Source organism: Kitasatospora sp. NPDC022856 (assembly GCF_055561235.1).
Window position 1 is genome coordinate 121630 of record NZ_JBVHHE010000012.1, and the last position, 20350, is coordinate 141979.

A 20350-nucleotide genomic window follows, 5' to 3' on the forward strand; every position below is an offset into this window, starting at 1 on the left:
GTCTCCCGGTCGGGTGGGTGCGGGCACCCCGGCCGGGCACCGCTTCCATCCCAGGCCCATCCCGGCCCCGCTGTCCACCCGATATTCCCGTCCGCCCCGCACCGTGGGCCCGCCCCGTCAACACGCCGTCACTCGCCGTACCTCCCAGGCCTCATTCGTCACGGTCCGCGTTCGGACGCCGACCGGTTTGGGTACGTACCTCGGCGCGCCCGAGGTCCGGGCGCCCGCCTCACGAGGAAGCCGAGCAGCGATGGACCAGAACCGCATTCCCGCGACCGTCCGACGGACGTACGGCGTCGACGACCTGAGTCAGGCCCCCAGCTTCGCGGGCGGATTCATCAACTTCGGCGACTGGAGCGGCATCGACACCGACGCGCCCACCCCGGAGGACCGCATCCGCAGCCAGGAGGAGCTGTACCGCCGGGTGCTGCGCACGTTCCCGGTCCCCACCGAGCGGCTGCGGCTGGCCGAGGTGGGCTGCGGCCGGGGCCTCGGCGCGGCCCTCGCGCTCTGCGAGTTCCGCTTCGCCGCGGTGACGGGCGTCGACATCCACCCGGACCAGGTCGAGCGGGCCCGCGCGGTCAACGCCCGCGCGCTGGCGACGTTCCCGGACCGTCTCGCCTACAGCCTGGGCGCGGCGGACGACCTGCCCTTCCCGGACGCCGCCCTGGACGGCCTCTACTCCGTGGAGGCGGCCCAGCACTTCCGTGAACTGACCGGTTTCGCCCGCGAGTCGGCCCGGGTGCTGCGCCCCGGCGGCCGGCTGGCCGTGACGACATTCTTCAGCTCCGGCCCGGAGGTCGCCGAGCGGCTCAGCATCCTGCTCGGCAGCTTCGCCGAGGGCCTGGACGTCGCCCACCCGCTCGCCGCCTTCACCGACGACCTCACCGCCGCCGGCTTCACCGAGGTCACCGCCGAGTCGATCGGCACCGCCGTCTGGCCCGGTCTGGACCGCTACCTTAAGGACACCGTGCCGCCCGGCCACTGGGCCCGCAACTTCCTCGCCGCCTGGCAGAGCAGCCTGCTCGACTACCACCTCGTCACCGCCACCCGCGTCTGACCGCACCGGGCGGCGCCCCCGGCCGAAATCCGAGGCTCGACGTGACCATGGCGGTGCGCCACACTCTTCCCTTGGCAACACACGCGCTCCCACCGCACCGACCGCCCCATGCCGAGGAGGCGACGCAGCCGCACCGCGCCGCTTCCACCACCGCACATCGGAGAGCACACGGTGACCACGAGTCAGCAACTGGAGATCGACTTCTCGTCCGGCAGATCCGGCACGGGACCGGCCACCTGGGGCCAGCAGGCCATCTGGGACGCCGTGGGCCGGCTGGCTCCGGCCGACGCGCCGCGCTACAACATCACGGCCTCCGCCCCGCTGGACCCGGGCCTGCCGGTGGCGGTCGTGCTGGGCGCCCTGGAGGGCCTGCTCCAGCTGCACGACTCGCTGCGCACCCGGCTCGTCGAGGACGACCGGGGGCGACTGCGGCAGATCGTCGACCCGGCCGGCCGGCTGACCGTGCACACCCGCCGGTGCGACGGCGACGCGGCCGACCTCGCCGCGGTCGGCGCCGCCCTGCAAGAGGAGTTGGCGGCGCTGCCCTTCGACTGCACCGCGCAGTGGCCGATACGCGTCGGCCTGGTCGAGACGGCCGGGCTGGTCCGGCACATGGCGCTCGTCCTCTCCCACACGGCCCTGGACGGCGCGGGCATGGGACTGCTGGTGCTGGACCTCAGCGAGCTGGCGCAGGGCGCCTCGGTGGAAGCCATCAGCACCCTCCGCGGCGCCCAGCAACCGCTCGAGGAGGCGGAGTTCCAGACCTCCGCGCGCGGTCTGCGGCGCGATGTGAACGCCCGCGCCCATGTGGTGCGCAAGCTACGGCTGGGGCCGCCGCGGCTCTTCCCGCCCGCCGCGACCCACGCGCCGGAGCCCTTCCCGAACGCCGTGCTCAGCTCCCCGGCGCTGCTCCGGGCGGTCGACACGGTCGCGGCCGGCCACCGGGCGAGCACTTCGTCGGTGCTGCTCGCCGCGGTGGCGGTGATGACCGCGCGGCTCTCCGGCTCTCCGGACGCGGTGCTCCAGGTGATCGTCAACAACCGGTTCCTGCCCGGGCTGGCCTCCGCGGTGAGCCCGGTGGCCGGCGATGGCCTGTTCCATCTGCCGGACGCGGACGGCGAGTTCGGTGACGCCGTCCGCCGCACCCATGCCGCCTCGATCGCCACCTACCGGCACGCCTACTACAACAAGCGCCTGCTGGACGAGGAGATCGCCCGGCTGACCGCCGAACACGGCCCGCTCGCCGACCGCTCCTGCGTCTTCAACGACACCCGCGACCTGCTCCCGTCGATGCTCGCCGCGCCCGACACCGAGTCCGATCCCGACCCCGGGCCCGACCCCGGGCCCGACCCCGGGCCCGACTCCGACCACGACCCCCGAGCCGGAGCAGGGGCGGCCGACGCCGGCACCACCCTCACCTGGCCGGTCGAGTTCCCGCCGCGCCCCGGCCTCTCCTACGCCCTGGACGCGCTCCAGACCCCGGACGCGCTCCAGCTCGCGATGACGGCGGACAGCTCGGTGCTCCCCCGCCCCGCGATGGAGCGGTTCCTCTACGGCGTCGAGGCCCTGATCCTCAGCGAGGCCCGGGCGCTGGCCCCGGCCCTGGCCGTGCCCGCCTCCTGACCACCCGCGCCGCCGCCCCGCACGGGGGCCCGGCCGACCGCTCCACCGGTCGGCCGGGCCGGTGCGTCAGTGCCGCTGCTCGTGGACCGAGTTGGTCTCCTGGATCTTCTTCCACGACTTCGGCTCCGGCAGCTGCGCCTTGGCCGTCGGCGCCAGGGCCGGCGCGCCGGCCGCGCCGGGCGCCGACGCCGCCGGGACGCCCGCCGAGGAGAGGGCCGGCTTCGAGTCGGTGAACAGCCAGGTGTTGAAGAGCTCCCCGAGCGGCTTGCCGGAGATCCGCTCGGCGAAGGCCTGGAACTGCGGGATGGTGGCGTTGCCGTAGCGGCGCTCGGTCGGCCACCCCTTCAGGATCTTGAAGAACTTCTCGTCACCGACGGCGTTGCGCAGCGCCTGGATGGCCACCGCGCCCCGGTCGTAGACGGCTCCGGCGAACTGGTGGTCCGGCCCCGGGTCGCCCGGCCTGACCGTCCAGAAGGCGTCGCCGGCCGGGTAGAAGGAGTAGACGTAGTCGGCGAGCTCCTGTGCGGTGCCCTCGTTCTCGTGCTCGGACCAGAGCCACTGCGCGTAGCGGGCGAAGCCCTCGTTGAGCCAGATGTCGCTCCAGCGCTGGACGGAGACGCTGTCGCCGTACCACTGGTGGGCCAGCTCGTGCACGACGACGGCGGTGTTGGCGCCGCGCGAGAACTGGGCGGGGCTGTAGAACACCTGGGTCTGGGTCTCCAGGGCGTAGCCGGTCCTCACGTTGGGGACGTAGCCGCCGACCGAGTCGAACGGGTACGCGCCGAAGTAGCCGCTCAGCCAGTCCACCACCTCGCCGGTCCGCTCGACGCTGGCCCGCGCCGCGCCGTCGTTGTCGCCGAGGTCCTTGCTGTAGGCGGTGGTGACCGGCAGCCCACCGGGCGTGGTGTCGGTCCTGATGTCGAACTTGCCGATCGCCAGGGTGGCCAGATAGGTCGCCTGCGGCTTGGCCTCGCGCCAGTTGTAGCGCGTCCAGCCGGCCTTGGAGCTCTGGCCGGTCAGCAGGCCGTTGCTGATCGCCTGGGTGCCGTCGGGCACCAGGACGGAGACGTCGAAGGTGGCCTTGTCGGTGGGGTGGTCGTTGCTCGGGAACCACCAGGGCGCGCTCTCCGGCTCGTTGGCCGCGACGCCGCCGTCGGGGGTGCGCAGCCAGGCGGAGAAGCCGTCGCGCTTCACCTCGCCGGGCTTGTCCGCGTAGCGGACCACCACGGTCACCGGGCTGCCCTTGGCGAGGGGCCGGGCCGGGGTGATCTCCAGCTCCGACTCGCCGGTGGCGGCGAACGTGGCCGGGCGGCCGTTGACCAGGATCTCCTTGACGCCGAGCACGAAGTCCAGGTTGAACCGGGTGAGGTCCTGGGTCGTGGTGGCGAGGATGGTGGTGGTGCCTTCCAGTTCGTCGGTCACGGGCTGGTATTTGAGTCGGATGTCGTAGTGCGAGACGTTGTACCCGCCGTTGCCGGCGTTGGGGTAGTAGGTGTCGCCGATGCCCGCGGCGCCCGGGCCGCCCTGGGCGGCGGAGGCGGGGACGGTCAGCAGCAGGGCGAGCGCGCCGGCGGCGGCGGGGACGAGCATTCTCTTGCGCAAGGCGGTCTCCGGGGTCACTGGGACAGTGGGTCGGATCGATCCCTGTCCCGGCGGGCCCCGGCCCACTCCTCCGGGATGAAATGTTCATGAGAAGAAATGAGCCGACATGGCGCCGCCGCGCGCCCGTCACCCCCGACCGCTCGCGACCCGGACCCGACCCGGCCTCACGCCCCCAGCGCCACCGGCGCCCGCACCAGCGAGCCGTACTCCGTCCACGAGCCGTCGTAGTTCTTGACGTCCGGGTACCCGAGCAGCTCGGTGAGCGCGAACCAGGTGTGCGCCGAGCGCTCCCCGATCCGGCAGTACGCGATCACCTCGCGGTCCCGGGAGACCCCCTGCCTGCCGTACAGCGCGCGCAGCTCCTCGGCGGACCGGAAGGTGCCGTCGTCGTTGGCCGCCTGCGACCAGGGGATGTTCACCGCGCCGGGGATGTGCCCGGGCACCTGTGCCTGCTCCCGCGGCAGGTGCGGCGGGGCCAGTGCCTCGCCCCGGTACTCGGCCGGCGAGCGGACGTCGACCAGGACGGCGTCGGTGCCGGGCTTGGCGAACACCTCGGCCGTGGCCAGCACCTCGTCGCGCAGCGCCCGCACCTCGGGGTGTTCGGGCCCGCTCAGCCGGAGGGCGCTGTGCTGGTAGTCCATCACCTCCTGGCTGAGCTCCCGCTGCTCCAGCTCCCACTTCTTGCGTCCGCCGTCGAGCAGCCGCACCGGTCCGAAGCCGCGCAGCCGCAGCAGCCAGTAGGCGTAGGCGGCGAACCAGTTGTTGTTGCCGCCGTACAGCACCACGGTGGTGTCGTCCTCCACGTCGGCCGCGCGCAGCAGCTGCTGCACGCCCTCGCGGTCGGCGTAGTCGCGGCCCACCCGGCTGTGCAGGTCGGTGGTCCAGTTCCAGCCGACCGCTCCGGGGATGTGCCCCTGCCCGTACGCCGTGGTGTCCTCGTCCACCTCGACGATGCGGACGGTGCCGTCGTCGAGGTGCCGGGCGAGCCACTCGGTGGGGACCAGCGCCTCGGGGTGTGCGTAGCCGTTGCCGGTCATCGCCGCCCTCCTTCACTCGGACTCTTCGAACCTACGTCCGACCGCAGGGCCCGGCCACCCCCGCCCGCCGCGGCCCGCTATCCCTCGGCCCCGGCCGGCCGCACCACGTAGTACAGGTTGAGCACGTCGCCCTCGACCCGCTTCGTCTCCATCGCGCCGAATCCGGCCTCGGCGAGCATCCGGCGGGCCGTCTGCTCGCCCCAGACCGTGCCCAGCCCCGCACCGCCCTCACCGAGCGAGACCGTCATGCAGTAGAAGGTCGACAGCGCGTACAGCGCCGGGGCGAGCGGGTGGTCGATGTTCTCCTCCAGCCGGCTGCTGGCGGCGATGTCGCCCATCAGGAAGACGCCGTCCGGCCGCAGCGCACCGGCGACGGCGGCCAGCGTCCGGGCCGGGCGGGCCAGGTCGTGGATCACGTCGAAGGCGGTGACCAGGTCGTAGGAGCCGGAGAGCGCGGCGGAGTCGGCGACCTCGAAGCGGGCGTTGGCCAGGCCCAGCTCGGCGGCCTCGGCCCGCGCCGCTTCGATGCCGGCCTCCGAGATGTCGACCCCGGTGCAGCGGCTCTCGGGGAAGGCCCGGGCGATCAGGTTGACGGCGTGCCCCTGCCCGGTGCCGATGTCGAGGGTGTCGATCCCGGCCCGCAGCCGCTCGGTCAGCCCGGGCACGAGCGGGAGGATGGCCTCCACCAGGGCCACGTCGTACACCCGCCGCGACTCCTCGCCCTGCAGGGCCTGGAACCGCGGGTACGCCGAGTAGGGCACCCCGCCGCCCTTCCGGAAGGCCTCCACCACCTGCTGCTCGACCTCGCCCATCAGCGCCAGGTACTGCATCAGCCCGGCCATGTTGTCCGGGCCGGCCGCCCTGGTCAGGGAGGCCGCGTGCTCGGGCGGCAGCGCGTAGGTGGACCGCTGCGGGTCGTAGTCGACGATCCCGCCGACCACCATGGCGCCCAGCCACTCCCGGACGTAGCGCTCGTTCAGCCCGCCGGCGCGGGCGATCTCCTCACTGGTCGAGGGGGCGAGCCCGGCCATGGTGTCGAAGAGCTCGGTCTGATGGCCGATGCTGGCCATGAATCCCAGGCAGGCGTCGTTCAGCAGGTGCAGGGTGCGCCCCGCGAACTCCTCTTGCCGGACCGGATCGAGTGCCGAAGCGGACATCATTCCTCCTCCGCCGTCGGAGCCGACGCGAACCCCTCCCCCAGCCACGCTACGCCGCCCGCCCCGCGGGGGCCGATCGGCGGCGGCCCCACGGATCGGCGCGGGCGGCCCGGCGATGACGACCGGGCCGCCCCGCGCCCACCGGGGTCGGCCGGCTCAGGAGAAGACGACGGACCGCAGGTGGAGCCGGTTGCTGTACTTCTTGCCCGGGAGCATCACGAAGAAGACGTCGCCCGCGCAGTCGAAGTCGAGGTAGACCGTGGCCGTCGAGCGGGTGTGGTTCTCGGGCGCGAAGGCCGGAACGTCGGTGGTGGCGCCCGGGAGGTCGACGCACTCGCCGCTCACCTGGTCGGCCAGACCGGTCTCCGCCCCGCGGCCGACCTTGTAAAGGAAGTCACCGGTGGCCGCACCGGCGGAGGCGGGTACCGCGAGGACGAGGGCGATGGCGCTGGCGGCGGCGAGCGTGGCGTTGCGGAGACGCATGGGGGAGGGGCCTTTCAGGGCGGTACACAGGGGTACCGGGGAAACTGATGCGAGAACACCCTAGAAGCCCAAAAAGCGCAGAAACGGTTCTTCCAATCCACTCTTTCGAGTGGTTTAGACGGAAATGCCGCTACCTGGCACCACTCCCCCGCACATGCGTCCTCACCCCGGCGGTGCGGTGAAGTAGTACCCGGAGTCGATCAGGACCGGCAGGTACGCCTTCAGTGCGGCCACCGTCTGCGAACGGTCGCCGCCGCCGTCGTGGTTGAGCACGATCGCGCCCGGCCGGACGTCCTTCAGGATCCGCTCGGTGATCACCGAGGTGCCCGGCCTGGCCCAGTCGCGCGGATCCACCGACCACCCCATCGACCGCATCCCGAGCGAGGCGCTGACCTTGAGCGCGGCCGTGGACCAGTCCCCGCCGGGCGCGCGGAACCAGGTCGGCGGCTTCCCGGTGGTCCGGTTCAGCAGGTCGGAGGTGCGCTCCAGTTCGTCGCGCACCTTGCCCTCCGAGAGGCTCCGCAGATCCGGGTGGGTCCAGGTGTGATTGGCGATGTGGTGGCCCCGCGCCGCGATCTCCCGGACCAGCCCGGGGTGCTCGACGGCGTTCTCGCCGATCAGGAAGAAGGTGGCCCTGATCCGGTACTGCTCCAGCAGGGCCAGCACGGTCGGGGTGTGGCGCGGGTCCGGGCCGTCGTCGATGGTGAGGGCCACCACCCGGCGTTCGGCGTCGAGTTCGTACACCGGCTTGCTCTCGGCGGCCGTCAGCACCCGGGGCGCGGCGACCGGCGCGACCGAGGCGGCGGGTGCGGAGGAGGCGGGGGCGGCGGGCGCCGAGGCGGGGCCGGCCGCGGAGGCAGAGGCGGAGGGGGCGGGCGAGGGAGCCGCGGAGGGCGGGGCCGAGGCGGCCGAAGCCGTCGCGGCGGCGGCGGGCACGGCGGCGGGCCCGTCCGAGGCCGCACCGGCGGCCTCGGCACCCGGCGCGGCGGCGGCCGCGCCGTCCAGCCCCTCCGACCCCCGGCAACCGGCGACCCCGAGCAGCGACATCCCGGCCGCGACCAGTAGCAATCTACGCGAAGTAATCTGACGATCAGACAGCATGATCGATGCTTCCCCCGCGAACCGTCACGCCTCCCACCGGCAACTCCGACGGCCCCCAGCATCACTCCGACGGCCCAGCCCCACCGCACCCCGGCGGACCGGGTGACCACCGCCCCGACCGGACCGCTACGCTGACCTCCCCAGTGTGATGATCTGTCTTCAGAGGACGTGGCCATGACGACAAGTCAGGACTTCTCCGACCAGGCCCAGGACGACGCCGTCGAGCTGAGCGAGTGGCAGCGCTTCGGCGTCGACACCAGCGCTCCGCACTCCGCACGCGTGTACGACTACTGGCTGGGCGGGAAGACCAACTTTCCGCCGGACCGCGCCATGGGACAGGCCATCGAGCAGGCCGTCCCCAGCGTGAAGGCGATGGCCAAGGAGAACCGGGCGTTCCAGGGCCGCGCCGTCCGCTACCTGGCCCGGGAGCAGGGCATCCGGCAGTTCCTCGACCTCGGCACCGGCATCCCCACCTCGCCCAACACCCACGAGATCGCCGAGGCGGTCAGCCCCGGCACCCGGGTGGTCTATGTCGACAACGACCCGATCGTGCTCGCCCACGCCCGGGCACTGATGGTCTCCACGCCCGCCAGCCGCACCACCTACATCCACGCCGACCTGGGCAAGCCCGCCGAACTGCTCGGCGACCCGGCGCTCACCTCCACGCTGGACCTCGACCGGCCGGTCGGCCTGCTGATGATCGCCGTCCTGATGCTGGTCGCCGACGAGGACGACCCGTGGGCCAAGGTCGCCGCGCTGCGCGACGCGCTGCCCAGCGGGAGCTGTCTGGCGCTCACCCACCCCACCCAGGACTTCGACCCGGCGAGCGTCGCCAAGGTCGCGGAGGCGGCCCGGGCCGGCGGGATGACCCTCGTCCCGCGCACCCGTGACGAGGTCGCCGCGTTCTTCGACGGCTGGGAGCTGATCGAGCCCGGGGTCGCCCCGGTGATGGGCTGGCGCCCGGACGGCGAGCCGCCGGCCGACCCGACCGCCGCCTACTACTGGGGCGGCGTCGCCCGGAAGCCGTAGGCGCGCCCGTCGGCACCCCCCGGGGCGGACCGGCCCCGGGGGCCCGCTATTTCAGCAGCCTCGACAGCCGCCGGTCCGCGAGCGGCTTGCCGCCGGTCTGGCAGGTGGGGCAGTACTGCAGCGAGGAATCGGCGAACGACACCTCGCGAACGGTGTCCCCGCAGACCGGGCACGGCTGCCCGGTCCGGCCGTGCACCCGCAGGCTGAGCTTCTTCTCCGCCTTGAGGTCCCCCGCCGCCAGCCCGCGGGAGCGCTCCACCGCGTCGCGCAGGGTGGCGCCGAGCGCCTCGAACAGCCGGGCCCGCTCGTCCTCCGTCAGGCTCGACGCCAGCTTGTACGGCGACATCCGGGCCGCGTGCAGCACCTCGTCCGAGTAGGCGTTGCCGACCCCGGCCAGCACGCCCTGGTCCCGCAGCACGCCCTTCAGCCGGCGGCGCTCGCCGCTCAGCAGGGCGGTGAAGTCCGCCAGGGTGAAGCCCGGGTCCAGCGGGTCCGGGCCGAGCCGGGCGACACCGGGGACGGCGGCCGGGTCCGTCACCACGTACACCGCGAGCCCCTTCTTGGTGCCCGCCTCGGTGAGGTCGAAGCCGTCCCCGTCGGGCCCCTCCAGCCGCACCCGCAGGGCCAGCGGGTTCTTCCCGCCCGGGCGCGGGGGCTCGGCCGGCAGGCTGTCCTTCCACCGGAGCCAGCCGGCCCGGGCCAGGTGGACGACCAGGTGCAGGCCGCCGGCCTCGATGTCGAGGAACTTCCCGTGCCGGGTGACGGGGCCGACCGTCCGCCCCTCCAACGCCGTCACCGGCGGGTCGTAGGTCTTCAGGGCGCTGATGGCCACCGGCTGCACCCGGGCGATCACCCGCCCGGTCAACCGCTCGGACAGGAAGGCGCTGAGGGCCTCGACCTCGGGCAGCTCCGGCATGCGCCCAGTCTCGCGCAGACCTCCGGCCCCCGCCCGCCGGTCGCCTTCCGGTCGTCCGGTTGTCCCGGTCGTCCGGTTGTCCGGTTACCGCCGCTCTCGTTGCCCCGCGGCGGCCGGTGGGCGCAGGCTGGAGGTGCCCCGCACCACCGCAGCGCCCGAGCCCGGGAAAGGTCCGGCCCCCTCATGAGCACGCTCGAAGAGCAGATCGACATCGATGCCCCGGTGCTGGCGGCCTGGGAGCAGCTGCACCGGGTCCACGACTACCCGCGGTTCGTGGGCGGGGTGCGCAGCGCCTACCCGCACGGCACCAGCCTCGCGCACCTCGGGGTGGAGATCGGCGGGACCGAGCGCGACGTCGAGACCGAGATCACCGACCGGGGCCGGGGCCGGGTGATGGCCTGGCGGACGCTGAACGGCCCGCGGCTGCACGGCGCGTTCGCGCTGCTCCCGCTGGACCGGAGCCACACCCGGCTGCAGATCCGCGTCGAGTACGACCCGGAGACGGTGCAGCAGGTGTTCGGCGGGCCACGCGGCTTCGCCCAGGCCGGCGCGATCGAGCGGGTGGTCCGTGCCGACCTGGAGCTGTTCCGGGAGATCGTCGAGGCCCGGACGGCCGCCGCCCGCCCCGGGCCGGCTGCCGAGAGCCCGCGATAAGGATCGAATAAGCCCAGCTCAGAGCTGGTGGTGAGGATCTTCACAGGAGTCCGTCGGCCAGGTCGTCCACCGTTCAACCTGTGGCAGACTCGGATGCCATGAGTACCGGCCCGGCCACCAGGACGCTTCGCGCGGCGATCTTCGCCGCGCTGGCCGTGCTGCTCGCCGGGCTCGGCCAGGTGCTGGTCACCGGACGCCCGCTGCCGCTCGGCACGCTGGCCGTGGCCGGCGGCGCCGTCTTCGCGGTGGCGTTCGCCCTGGCCGGATCCGAGCGCGGCTTCCCGGCGATCGCGGCGGTCTTCCTGCCGCTGGAGCTGGGTCTGAGCGCGCTGTTCGACTTCGCCCAGAGCACCTGCCCCTCGCTCCCGCCCGGCTCCGCGCGCGGCTTCGAGCCGCTGCTGTGCGGCGGCGGCTCGCTCGGCGGGGTCCTGCTGGGCCACGGTGTCTCCCGGTCCGCCGGCCTGCTGGTGCTGCTGGCACTGCACGGCGCGATCGCCCTGGCCGCCGCCTTCTGGCTGCGCCGCGCCGACGCCGCGCTGAGCGCGTTCGCCGCCTCCGCCCGGGTGCTGGGCGACTTCGCCCGGCGCTTCCCGGCCGCCGCCGGCCACTGGCTGCTGCTGCTCGCGGCGCCCGTCCCGGCCCGGCCGCTGGTGCGGATGCCGTTCCCGCGCGCCAGCCGCGTGCGCGTCCCCGTCGAGGACGTGCTGCTCAGCCCCGCCGTCCGTCGTGGGCCTCCGGTGCCCGTCCCGGCCTGCTGAGAGCACTCTCCCGAGCGTTTCCCGGCCGGTCGTTCTCGCCGCGCGCCCGTGCGCGCCCGCCCGTCACCGACCGAGAGCACAGGACGACACCCGCCATGAGCAAGAAGCCCCAGCCGATCAACGCCAGGACGACGAACACCCGGACCGCCAGGAGCGAGGCCCGGCGCGCCGCCACCGAGCGGATGCGCGAGGAGCGCGAGCGCACGGAGCGGGCGGCGAGGATCCGCCGCCGGACGATCGTCGGCGCCGCCTCCGCCGCCGTGCTGGCGCTGGCCGCCGGTGTGGCCTTCGCCGTCGGCGGCTCCTCCGGCCCGGCCGACACCGCCGCCGCCGGGCCGCTGGTCGTCCCCGCCAACGCGGGCGGCGCCGACGGCACCGTGATCACCTACGGCAAGGCCGACGCCCCGCACACCCTGGAGATCTACGAGGACTTCCGCTGCCCGTACTGCGAGCAGCTGGAGACCACCAATGGCAAGACCGTCCAGCAGCTCGCCGACGACGGCACCTACAAGATCGAGTACCACCTGGCGACGTTCCTGGACCAGGGCCTGGGCGGCAAGGGCTCGCGCACCGCGCTGGCCGCCGCCGGGGCGGCGCTCAACGAAGGCGTGGACAAGTTCAAGCAGTTCCACGACGTGCTGTACGCAAACCAGCCCGACGAGCGCAACGACGGCTTCGCCGACGTGAACCGGCTGCTGGACCTCGCCGAACAGGTCCCGGGTCTGAAGACGGACGCCTTCGTGAAGGCCGTCCAGGACGGCACCTACGCCCCGTGGGCCAGTCAGGTGAACAAGGCCTTCGACAGGAGCGGGGTCACCGGCACCCCCACGGTGAAGCTGGACGGTACCAAGCTCGACGTCTTCACGAACGGCGCGCCCGTCACTCCCGAGCGCTTCACCGCGATGGTCAAGCAGGTGACCGGGTGACGGCCGCCGGTACGGTCGCCGCACCCGCGCGCGGCCACGGCGCGAGCCGGCCGTTCGCGCTCCTGCTGCTGATCGGCGGCGCGATCGGGATCTTCGCCTCGGCCGTCCTCACGCTGGACAAGATCCGGCTGCTGGAGGACCCGTCGTACGTCCCCAACTGCAACATCAACCCGATCATCAGCTGCGGCTCGATCATGCGCAGCGACCAGGCCCAGGCCTTCGGCTTCCCCAACTCGCTGCTGGGCCTGGTCGGCTTCGCCGTGGTGATCGCGATCGGCGCCGGCCTGCTGGCCGGGGCGACGTACCGGCGCTGGTTCTGGCTCGGCCTCCAGGCCGGGACGGTGTTCGGGATCGGTTTCGTGACCTGGCTGATGTACCAGGCGCTGTACCGGATCGGCGCGCTCTGCCCGTACTGCATGGTGGTCTGGGCCACCATGATCCCGCTGTTCTGGTACACCACCCTGCACAATCTGCGCACCGGCGTGATCCCGACCCCGCGCGCCCTGCGCCCGGTGGTGCGGGAGGCCGCCCGCTACCACTGGGTGGTGCCGGCGCTCTGGTACGCGGTGATCGTGCTGCTGGTCCTCGACCGGTTCTGGTACTACTGGCGGACGCTGGTCTGAGCCTCCCACCGGCTCCGGGCTCGTCGCGGCCCGGAGCCGGTACCTCCGGATTCGATGCCCCCGGCGTCGGGGCTCAGACGCCGGCCGGCTCGAACGCGTAGGCCGCCACCTCGGCCAGCAGCGCCGCCCGGCGGTCCTCGTCCAGGAACGAGGCGCGGAAGGAGTTGGCGGCGAGCAGGCGCAGCGTCTCGGGCGCGAGCGCGAGGGCCCCGGCCACCGCACGGAAGTTGTCGTCGACGTAGCCGCCGAAGTACGCCGGGTCGTCGGAGTTGACGGTCACCAGCAGGCCGGCCGCGAGCATGGCGGGCAGCGGGTGGTCGGCCAGCGTGTCGACGCAGCGCAGGCGCACGTTGGAGAGCGGGCAGAGGGTGAGCGGGATCTGCTCGCGGACCAGGCGGTCGACCAGCGCCGGGTCCTCCAGGCAGCGCAGACCGTGGTCGATCCGCTCGACCCCGAGGACGTCCAGGGCCTCGGTGACGTACGAGGCCGGGCCCTCCTCCCCCGCGTGGGCGACCCGGTGCAGCCCGGCCTCGGCGGCGCGCCGGTAGACCTCGCGGAACTTGGCCGGCGGGTTCCCGACCTCCGCCGAGTCGAGCCCGATCCCGGTGATCCGGCCGAAGTGCGGCCGGGCGGCCTCGAAGGTCTCCAGCGCGGACTCGGCGGACTCGTCCCGCAGGAAGCACATGATCAGCCGGGTGCTGACGCCGTACCGCTCCTCGCTGCGGTCCAGGGCCCGCCCGAGGCCCTCCACCACCACGTCCAGCGGCACCCCGCGGGCGGTGTGCGCCTGCGGGTCGAAGAAGATCTCGGCGTGCCGCACCCCCTGCCCGGCGGCCCGGGCCAGGTACGCGTCGGCGAGGTCGGCGAAGTCCGCCTCGGTGCGCAGCACCGTCATCAGCGCGTAGTAGAGGTCCAGGAAGGACTGCAGGTCGCTGAAGGAGTAGGCCCGGCGGAGCTCCTCGGTGTCGGCGTACGGGAGCGTGACGCCGTTGCGCGCGGCGAGCGCGAAGGCGAGTTCCGGCTCCAGGGTGCCTTCGATGTGCAGGTGGAGTTCGGCCTTGGGCAGCGACATGGGTGATCGTTCCGAGTTCTGGGAGGGAAAGGAAGGGACGTCAGGATAGTCATCGTACGATCCGGTCACCCGATCACCACCTCGCCGGGCCCCCGTGGGCGGCGGCCGGGCCGCACGCCTCGCGAAAGCCCCCGGGGGCGACGACACTGCCGGTACGGGAGTCCCGTCGGCACGCCGGTGTACCGGCCGCGGTCGGGGGCACCCGGGTACGGGGGGATTCGCGCCGAGGAGGTAGTGGACCATGCGGCACCCGGACGACGCTCCGCACACCAGGCCCGCGGGGATCTCCCCGCACGCCCTGGGCAACGACACCCTGCTGCACGAGCTGGAGCAGCTGCACCGGACCAGGCACGAGACCTTCCTGTACGGGTCGGAGGAGGCCCTGAAGCGGCACACCCTGCGGACCGGGCAGCTGGAGGCGGAGTACCTGCACCGGTTCCCGAACCGGCTGGTCACGGCCGGCCGGACCAGGGCGGGCGCCCGCGCCCGGGAGGCCGCGGCGCGGGTGGAGTCGCTGCCGGAGTGAGGCCGCGGCGGTCGGCGCCCGGCGGGACACGCCGGGCGGCGGTGGTGCGCTCGGGGCGGGGTGTCGGCCAGGGTGGAGCAACGACTCCGGAGCAATCCCCCACGGACACCTGGGAGCCCACCGCATGGCCATCGCAAGCGTCAACCCCGCGACCGGCGAGACCCTGGAGACCTTCGAAGCGCTGGACGCCGCCGGCATCGAGCAGCGGCTGGCCCGCGCCGAGGCGGCGTTCCAGTCCTACCGCACCACCTCCTTCGCGTACCGCGCCGAGCTGCTGCGCCGCGCCGCCGACCTGCTGGACGCGGACCTGGAGTCCGTCGCCCGCACGATGACCGAGGAGATGGGCAAGCCGCTGGCGGCCGCCCGCGCCGAGGCCGCCAAGTGCGCGAAGGCGATGCGCTGGTACGCCGAGAACGCCGAGGGGCTGCTCGCCGACGAGCACCCCGCCCCGGCCGACGTCGCCGACTCCGGCGCCGCCCGGGCCTACGTCCGCTACCGCCCGATCGGGGCGGTGCTGGCCGTGATGCCGTGGAACTTCCCGTTCTGGCAGGTGATCCGGTTCGCCGCGCCGGCCCTGATGGCGGGCAACGTCGGCCTGCTGAAGCACGCGTCCAACGTCCCCCGGACCGCGGTGGCCCTGGAGGAGCTGTTCCGCCGGGCCGGGTTCCCGGAGGGCTGCTTCCAGACCCTGCTGATCGGCTCGGGCGCGGTGGAGGGCGTGATCCGCGACCGCCGGGTGGCCGCGGTGACACTGACCGGCAGCGAGCCCGCCGGGCGGGCGGTGGCGGCGACGGCCGCGGACGAGGTGAAGAAGGCCGTGCTGGAGCTGGGCGGCAGCGACCCGTTCGTGGTCCTGCCGAGCGCCGACCTGGACGCCGCCGTGGCCACCGCCGTCCGGGCCCGGGTGCAGAACAACGGGCAGTCCTGCATCGCCGCCAAGCGCTTCATCGTGCACACCGCCGTGTACCGGCCGTTCACCGAGGCGTTCACCGCGGCCATGCGGGCGCTGACCGTCGGCGATCCCATGGAGGAGGCGACCGAGGTCGGCCCGATGGCCAGCAGCCAGGGGCGGGACGACCTGGAGGAGCTGGTCGAGGACGCCCAGGCGCACGGGGCCGCGGTGGAGTGCGGCGGCCGCCGCCCCGCGGGCCGGGAGGCCGGCTGGTTCTACGAGCCGACGGTGCTGACCGGCATCACCCCGGCGATGCGGATCCACCTGGAGGAGACCTTCGGCCCGGTCGCCACCGTCTACGAGGCCGCCGACCTGGACGAGGCGGTGGCGCTGGCCAACGACACGCCCTTCGGGCTCAGCTCCAACGTCTGGACCACCGACCCGGCCGAGCAGGAGCGCTTCGTCCGGGACATCCAGGCCGGCGGGGTGTTCTTCAACGGCATGACCGCCTCGCACCCGGCCCTGCCGTTCGGCGGCGTCAAGCGCTCGGGCTTCGGGCGCGAGCTGAGCGGCCACGGGATCCGGGAGTTCTGCAACATCACCACCGTCTGGGTGGCCTGACGGCGGCCGGGGCGGGGCCGTCCGGGCCCCGCCCCGGCCGGGGTCACGCGGCCATCCGGTGCCTGCCCTGGCCGGGTGTCATCCAGCGGGCGACCATGCCGCACAGCGCGATCAGGGTGACGCCCCACACGATGCTGAAGACGATCAGCCAGGGCAGCGAGGTCACCTGGGACCCGACGGCGCCGAGGCCGAGCGAGAGCGCGAGCATCAGCACCACGGCCGTCGGACCGAGACTGAGCAGGCCGTGCCAGGCCCGGTGCGCCAGGCTCGGGTGCCGCGGCGCGTCGGGGCCGGTGTCGAGCGCCTTGTAGGTCAGTAGGTCCATCTGGGATCGCCTCCGGACGTCGGGGACTGCCGGTGATCAGCTCACCAAGGCCTCACGAGACCTTGCGGGGAGCTGCGGACTTCCTGCTGGTGGTCTTCTTCGCGGCCGCGGCCGGCTTCGCGGTGCCGGCCGCGGCCCTGGTGGCGGCCCGGTCCGCGGCGGCCCGGCCGGTGGCCGTCCTGGGAGCAGTCGCCTTCTTGGCCGCCGCTTTCCCGGCCGTCGCCTTCCCGGCCGTCGCCTTCCCGGCGGGCGCGCGCTTGCGGGCTGCCGGGGCCTCCACCGGGGGCGGCTCCTCCACCGCCAAGCCGGCCTCCGGTTCGGCGCCCGGCCCGGCCCGGCGGCCGCGGTGGGCGCCCTCGGCCTGCTTGAGACTGCTGCGCAGCGCCGCCATCAGATCGATGACGTTGTCCGGAGCCTCGCCGGACTCCTCCTCGTGCGGCACCTCGACGCCCTGGATCCGGGCCTCGATGACCTGCTGCAGCGCCCGCTGGTAGTCGTCGTGGAGCTGGGAGAGGTCGAAGTCCTCGGAGAGCGTGTCCATCAGCGAGCGGGCCATCTTCAGCTCCTGCGGCCGCACGGTCACCTGCTCGTCGGGCGCGATCCCGGCCGCCGGGCGGACCTCGTCGGGCCAGATGCAGGTCTGCAGCACCAGCGTCCCGTCGTGCACCCGCAGCACGGCCGGCGACTCCCTGGTCCGCAGCGCGATCTTGGTGACCGCGATCCGGCCGGATTCGGTGAGCGCGTCGCGCAGCAGCGCGTACGGCTTGGCGGCGGCCTTGTCGGCGACACCGACGTAGTAGGCCTTGGAGAACATCAGCGGGTCGATCTCGGCCGCGTCCACGAACGCCAGCACGTCGATGACCTTCTTGCTGGGCAGCGGCAGCTCGGCGAGGTCCTCGTCGGTGAGGGTGACGGTCCGCCCGTCGGGAGACTCGTAGCCCTTGGCGATCTCCGCGTAGGGGACTTCCTTCCCCTCCTGCTCGCAGTACCGCTTCATCCGCACCCGGCCGCCGTCCTTCGCGTGCACCTGGTGCAGCGGGACGTCGTGCTCCTGGGTCGCGGAGTACAGGTGGACGGGGATGCTGACCAGCCCGAAGCTGATCGTCCCCTTCCAGGTGGTCTGCATGGGGTGTCGCCCCTTCCCGGACGGTCCCCCTCCCGGAGATTTCCACTGTGCCCGGATTCACCCCGATCGGCCACACGGTCCCGGTCCGGGCCGACGCGGCGGGCCGGACCGGGCCGGACCGGCGGACAATGGCCGGGAGCCGAGGAGGTGGCGCCATGCCGGGGACGCGCCCGCCCCCGCCGTCCGAGCGGACCACGTACGTCGTGTCGTACGCCGTGGCCGGGGAGCCCGGGGTCCGGCGGGCGGAGGTCACGGTGGTGCCCGGGTACTCGCAGGAGAGCGACATCCCGCGGATCCTCGCCGCCCGCCTCACCGGGCGGCCGGAGGGCGCGCGGATCGTCCTGCTGGAGCTTCGCCCGGCCTGAGGGTCCGGCCGGGCGCGGGGGCGGGCCGACGGGCCCGGGCTGGACCCGCCGAACGGAGGCACCGGGGCGTGTCAGCGGGTGATCGCCCCGGATCGCCCGGCACCGCTCCCTAGCATCGGAACTCCGTGGTCCCGCCCGACCAGGCGTGACGGAACGTCACCCCCGGCCCCAGGAGCGTTCATGCCCTCGTCCTCGGGCGGCCCCGCCCGCATCCCCGGCCCGGCCCGCCCCCCGCAACCGCCCCGGCGCGGCGCCCTGCGGCGACTGGGCGAGTGGTGCGCGCGCCACTCGGTCCTGGTGATCGTGCTCTGGCTGGTCGCCCTGGCCGGCGTCCAGGTGATCGACCGGGCGGTCGGCGGGACGTTCTCGGACGACTTCTCGCTCTCGGACACCCAGGCGCAGGAGGGCCGCAACGTCCTCCAGGCGCACGAACCGGCGGCCGGCGGCACCAGCTCCCAGGTGGTGCTCCACGACAGCCAGTCACTGACCGGATTCCGGAGCCAGATCGACCAGGTGGTCGGCTCGCTGAGCGCGCTGCCGCACGTGCAGTCCGCGCAGAGTCCGCTGCCGCCCGCCGGCCAGCCCTCCCCGCCCGGCGGCCCGCTCGCTGCGGACGGCCTCACCGGGTACCTCACGGTCCGCTTCGACGTGAACCCCACGACCCTCGGCGACGACTACCTCGACGGCGTCGACACCGCCGTCGCCCCGTTGCGGGCGGCCGGGGTGGAGGTCGAGTACGGCGGGCCGCTGGGCGAACTGGCGCGCCCGGTGGCCGACGACCGGGTCAGCGAGCTGATCGGCTTCGGGGTCGCGATCGTCGTTCTGCTGATCGGCTTCGGCAGCGTGATCGCGGCCGGCCTGCCGCTGGTCACCGCCCTGATCGGGGCCGTCGTCGGCCTCGGTGTGCTCGGCCTGCTGGCCGCCGCCACCACCTTCGCCACGGTCGCCCCCACCCTGGCGACCATGATCGGCATCGGCGTCGGCATCGACTACGCGCTGTTCCTGCTCACCCGGCACCGACAGGGCCTGATGGACGGCAAGGACCCGGTGGCCTCCGCCGGGCACGCCGTGGCGACCAGCGGCCGGGCGGTGCTGGTCTCCGGCTGCACCGTGGTGATCGCGCTGGCCGGTCTGGTCGTCTCCCGGGTCAACTTCATCGCCAAGCTCGGCGCCGCCGCGGGGGTGACGGTGATCTCCGCCGTCCTCGCCGCACTCACCCTGCTCCCGGCCCTGATGGGCCTGATCGGCCGCCGGATGGACCGCTGGACGGTGCATTCGCCGGTCGCCGAGACCGGCGTCGCGCCCGGCGAGGAGATCACCGGGACGTGGCACCGCTACGCCCAGCGGGTGGAGCGCCGCCCGTGGTGGTTCCTGGCCGCCGGGGTGGTCGTCGTCGGCGTCCTCGCCATCCCGCTCTTCTCCATCCAGCTCGGCCACATCGACGACGGGGCCGACCCGACCACCTTCACCGACCGGCGCGCCTTCGACCTGATGTCCGACGCCTTCGGCCCCGGCTCCAACGGCCCGATCACCGTGGTCGTCGACCAGAGCGCCGTCGCGGCCGACGCCCGGCCGGCGCTGCTGAGCTCCGTGCAGCAGGCGCTGGCCGGCACGCCCGACACCTCCGGCGTCACCCCGCTCCAGACCAGCTCCGACGGCGACGTGCTGTTCGACACCGTCACCCCCGCCCAGCGGCCGCAGGACGAGCAGACCACCCGGCTGGTCGGGCACCTCTCCGGCACCGTCCTGCCGCAGGCCGTGGCGGGGAGCGGCGCCAAGACCTATGTGACCGGCACGACGGCCGCCCAGGTGGAGTTCGCCGACATCGTGGCCGCCCGGCTGCTGCCGATCATCGCGGTGGTGGTCGGCCTGGCCTTCCTGATCATCCTGGCCGTCTTCCGTGGCCTGCTGATCGCGGTGAAGGCGGCCGTGCTCAACCTGATCTCCATCGCCGCCTCCTACGGCGTCCTGGTGGCGGTCTTCCAGTGGGGCTGGGGCGGGCCCGCACTGGGGGTCGCCGGAACGGTCCCGATCGAGAGCTACGTCCCGATGATGATGTTCGCCATCGTCTTCGGCCTCAGCATGGACTACGAGATCTTCCTGCTCTCCCGGGTGCACGAGGCCTGGCTGAGCACCGGGGACAGCCGGGGCAGCGTGGCTCACGCCCTGGAGATCACCGCCCGGGTGATCACCTGCGCGGCGCTGATCATGGTCAGCGTGTTCGCCGCCTTCATCGTGAGCGACAACATCGTGATCAAGATGATGGGCCTCGGGCTGGCCGTCAGCGTGCTGATCGACGCCACCGTGGTCCGGCTGCTCCTGGTCCCGGCCGTGATGACCCTGCTGGGCCCCGCCGCCTGGTGGACGCCCCGCTTCCTGGACCGGGTGCTCCCGCACCTCGACACCGAGGGCGAGGGCGAGCGGGCCTGAGGGTGGCGGGGCGGGCCGGGCGGG

Annotated in this window: 20 protein-coding genes; 11 read left to right on the forward strand and 9 right to left on the reverse strand. The window is 73.6% G+C overall.

Annotated features, from left to right (window positions below; translation table 11 throughout):
• Nucleotides 1-250: 250 nt before the first annotated feature.
• Together ACZ34W_RS17215 and ACZ34W_RS17220 are read left to right on the forward strand one after the other, a co-directional pair.
• Entirely contained in the window at nucleotides 251-1060 is an 810-nt protein-coding gene (locus tag ACZ34W_RS17215) for a class I SAM-dependent methyltransferase (RefSeq protein ID WP_465604923.1), read from the forward strand.
• 171 nt (nucleotides 1061-1231) lie between these two features.
• Nucleotides 1232-2683 carry a condensation domain-containing protein gene (locus tag ACZ34W_RS17220; RefSeq protein WP_465604926.1) on the forward strand — a complete coding sequence of 484 codons (1452 nt, stop codon included), beginning with the start codon at nucleotides 1232-1234 and terminating at the stop codon, nucleotides 2681-2683.
• A 66-nt stretch (nucleotides 2684-2749) separates the two neighbouring features.
• Here ACZ34W_RS17220 and ACZ34W_RS17225 read toward each other — a convergent pair whose 3' ends face one another.
• The 5 genes from ACZ34W_RS17225 to ACZ34W_RS17245 all read right to left on the reverse strand — a co-directional run bounded on the left by ACZ34W_RS17225 (nucleotide 2750) and on the right by ACZ34W_RS17245 (nucleotide 8063).
• Nucleotides 2750-4273 carry a M1 family metallopeptidase gene (locus ACZ34W_RS17225; protein WP_442906935.1) on the reverse strand — a complete coding sequence of 508 codons (1524 nt, stop codon included), beginning with the start codon at nucleotides 4271-4273 and terminating at the stop codon, nucleotides 2750-2752.
• 176 nt (nucleotides 4274-4449) lie between these two features.
• Nucleotides 4450-5322, reverse strand: coding sequence for a sulfurtransferase (locus tag ACZ34W_RS17230; RefSeq protein ID WP_465604929.1), 873 nt, complete (start codon nucleotides 5320-5322; stop codon nucleotides 4450-4452).
• Between the two features lie 77 nt (nucleotides 5323-5399).
• Nucleotides 5400-6479 carry a class I SAM-dependent methyltransferase gene (locus ACZ34W_RS17235; protein ID WP_465604932.1) on the reverse strand — a complete coding sequence of 360 codons (1080 nt, stop codon included), beginning with the start codon at nucleotides 6477-6479 and terminating at the stop codon, nucleotides 5400-5402.
• A 156-nt stretch (nucleotides 6480-6635) separates the two neighbouring features.
• Nucleotides 6636-6962 (reverse strand): hypothetical protein, encoded by a 327-nt coding sequence (locus ACZ34W_RS17240; protein ID WP_465604935.1) that lies wholly within the window; start codon nucleotides 6960-6962, stop codon nucleotides 6636-6638.
• 162 nt (nucleotides 6963-7124) lie between these two features.
• A complete protein-coding gene (locus tag ACZ34W_RS17245; RefSeq protein ID WP_329486452.1) occupies nucleotides 7125-8063 on the reverse strand; it encodes a polysaccharide deacetylase family protein in 939 nt (312 codons plus the stop codon).
• A gap of 174 nt (nucleotides 8064-8237) precedes the next feature.
• Here ACZ34W_RS17245 and ACZ34W_RS17250 point away from each other — a divergent pair, with 174 nt between their 5' ends.
• The gene (locus ACZ34W_RS17250; protein WP_359803885.1) at nucleotides 8238-9092 is read left to right on the forward strand and encodes an SAM-dependent methyltransferase; all 855 of its coding nucleotides are present in this window, start codon (nucleotides 8238-8240) and stop codon (nucleotides 9090-9092) included.
• Between the two features lie 46 nt (nucleotides 9093-9138).
• On the opposite strand, the gene ACZ34W_RS17255 is transcribed toward ACZ34W_RS17250, so the two are convergent.
• Nucleotides 9139-10008: an Fpg/Nei family DNA glycosylase gene (locus ACZ34W_RS17255; RefSeq protein ID WP_465604939.1), complete on the reverse strand. Its 870-nt coding sequence runs from the start codon at nucleotides 10006-10008 to the stop codon at nucleotides 9139-9141.
• A 183-nt stretch (nucleotides 10009-10191) separates the two neighbouring features.
• Here ACZ34W_RS17255 and ACZ34W_RS17260 point away from each other — a divergent pair, with 183 nt between their 5' ends.
• From ACZ34W_RS17260 to ACZ34W_RS17275, 4 genes are all read left to right on the forward strand, one after another.
• A complete protein-coding gene (locus tag ACZ34W_RS17260; protein WP_329486456.1) occupies nucleotides 10192-10662 on the forward strand; it encodes an SRPBCC family protein in 471 nt (156 codons plus the stop codon).
• A 98-nt stretch (nucleotides 10663-10760) separates the two neighbouring features.
• Nucleotides 10761-11420: a hypothetical protein gene (locus ACZ34W_RS17265; protein ID WP_465604943.1), complete on the forward strand. Its 660-nt coding sequence runs from the start codon at nucleotides 10761-10763 to the stop codon at nucleotides 11418-11420.
• Between the two features lie 95 nt (nucleotides 11421-11515).
• Entirely contained in the window at nucleotides 11516-12346 is an 831-nt protein-coding gene (locus tag ACZ34W_RS17270; RefSeq protein WP_329486461.1) for a DsbA family protein, read from the forward strand.
• Entirely contained in the window at nucleotides 12343-12969 is a 627-nt protein-coding gene (locus tag ACZ34W_RS17275) for a vitamin K epoxide reductase family protein (protein WP_465604946.1), read from the forward strand. Before ACZ34W_RS17270 ends, ACZ34W_RS17275 begins: the two co-directional genes overlap by 4 nt.
• A 73-nt stretch (nucleotides 12970-13042) precedes the next feature.
• On the opposite strand, the gene ACZ34W_RS17280 is transcribed toward ACZ34W_RS17275, so the two are convergent.
• Nucleotides 13043-14041, reverse strand: coding sequence for an adenosine deaminase (locus ACZ34W_RS17280; protein WP_465604949.1), 999 nt, complete (start codon nucleotides 14039-14041; stop codon nucleotides 13043-13045).
• 241 nt (nucleotides 14042-14282) lie between these two features.
• On the opposite strand from ACZ34W_RS17280, the gene ACZ34W_RS17285 reads away from it, so the two are divergent.
• Complete coding sequence (locus ACZ34W_RS17285) at nucleotides 14283-14567, forward strand: DUF6158 family protein (RefSeq protein ID WP_352288819.1); 285 nt, start codon at nucleotides 14283-14285, stop codon at nucleotides 14565-14567.
• Nucleotides 14568-14691: 124 nt separating this feature from the next.
• Nucleotides 14692-16080 carry an NADP-dependent succinic semialdehyde dehydrogenase gene (locus ACZ34W_RS17290; RefSeq protein ID WP_465604953.1) on the forward strand — a complete coding sequence of 463 codons (1389 nt, stop codon included), beginning with the start codon at nucleotides 14692-14694 and terminating at the stop codon, nucleotides 16078-16080.
• A 43-nt stretch (nucleotides 16081-16123) separates the two neighbouring features.
• Here ACZ34W_RS17290 and ACZ34W_RS17295 read toward each other — a convergent pair whose 3' ends face one another.
• Both ACZ34W_RS17295 and ku read right to left on the reverse strand, forming a co-directional pair.
• Nucleotides 16124-16405 (reverse strand): hypothetical protein, encoded by a 282-nt coding sequence (locus ACZ34W_RS17295; protein ID WP_329486470.1) that lies wholly within the window; start codon nucleotides 16403-16405, stop codon nucleotides 16124-16126.
• Nucleotides 16406-16457: 52 nt separating this feature from the next.
• On the reverse strand, nucleotides 16458-17531 hold the full coding sequence (ku, locus tag ACZ34W_RS17300) for a non-homologous end joining protein Ku (protein WP_465604957.1): 1074 nt from the start codon (nucleotides 17529-17531) through the stop codon (nucleotides 16458-16460).
• Nucleotides 17532-17686: 155 nt separating this feature from the next.
• Here ku and ACZ34W_RS17305 point away from each other — a divergent pair, with 155 nt between their 5' ends.
• A complete protein-coding gene (locus ACZ34W_RS17305; protein WP_329486472.1) occupies nucleotides 17687-17896 on the forward strand; it encodes a hypothetical protein in 210 nt (69 codons plus the stop codon).
• 180 nt (nucleotides 17897-18076) lie between these two features.
• Nucleotides 18077-20326, forward strand: coding sequence for an MMPL family transporter (locus ACZ34W_RS17310; protein ID WP_465604961.1), 2250 nt, complete (start codon nucleotides 18077-18079; stop codon nucleotides 20324-20326).
• Nucleotides 20327-20350: the final 24 nt, after the last annotated feature.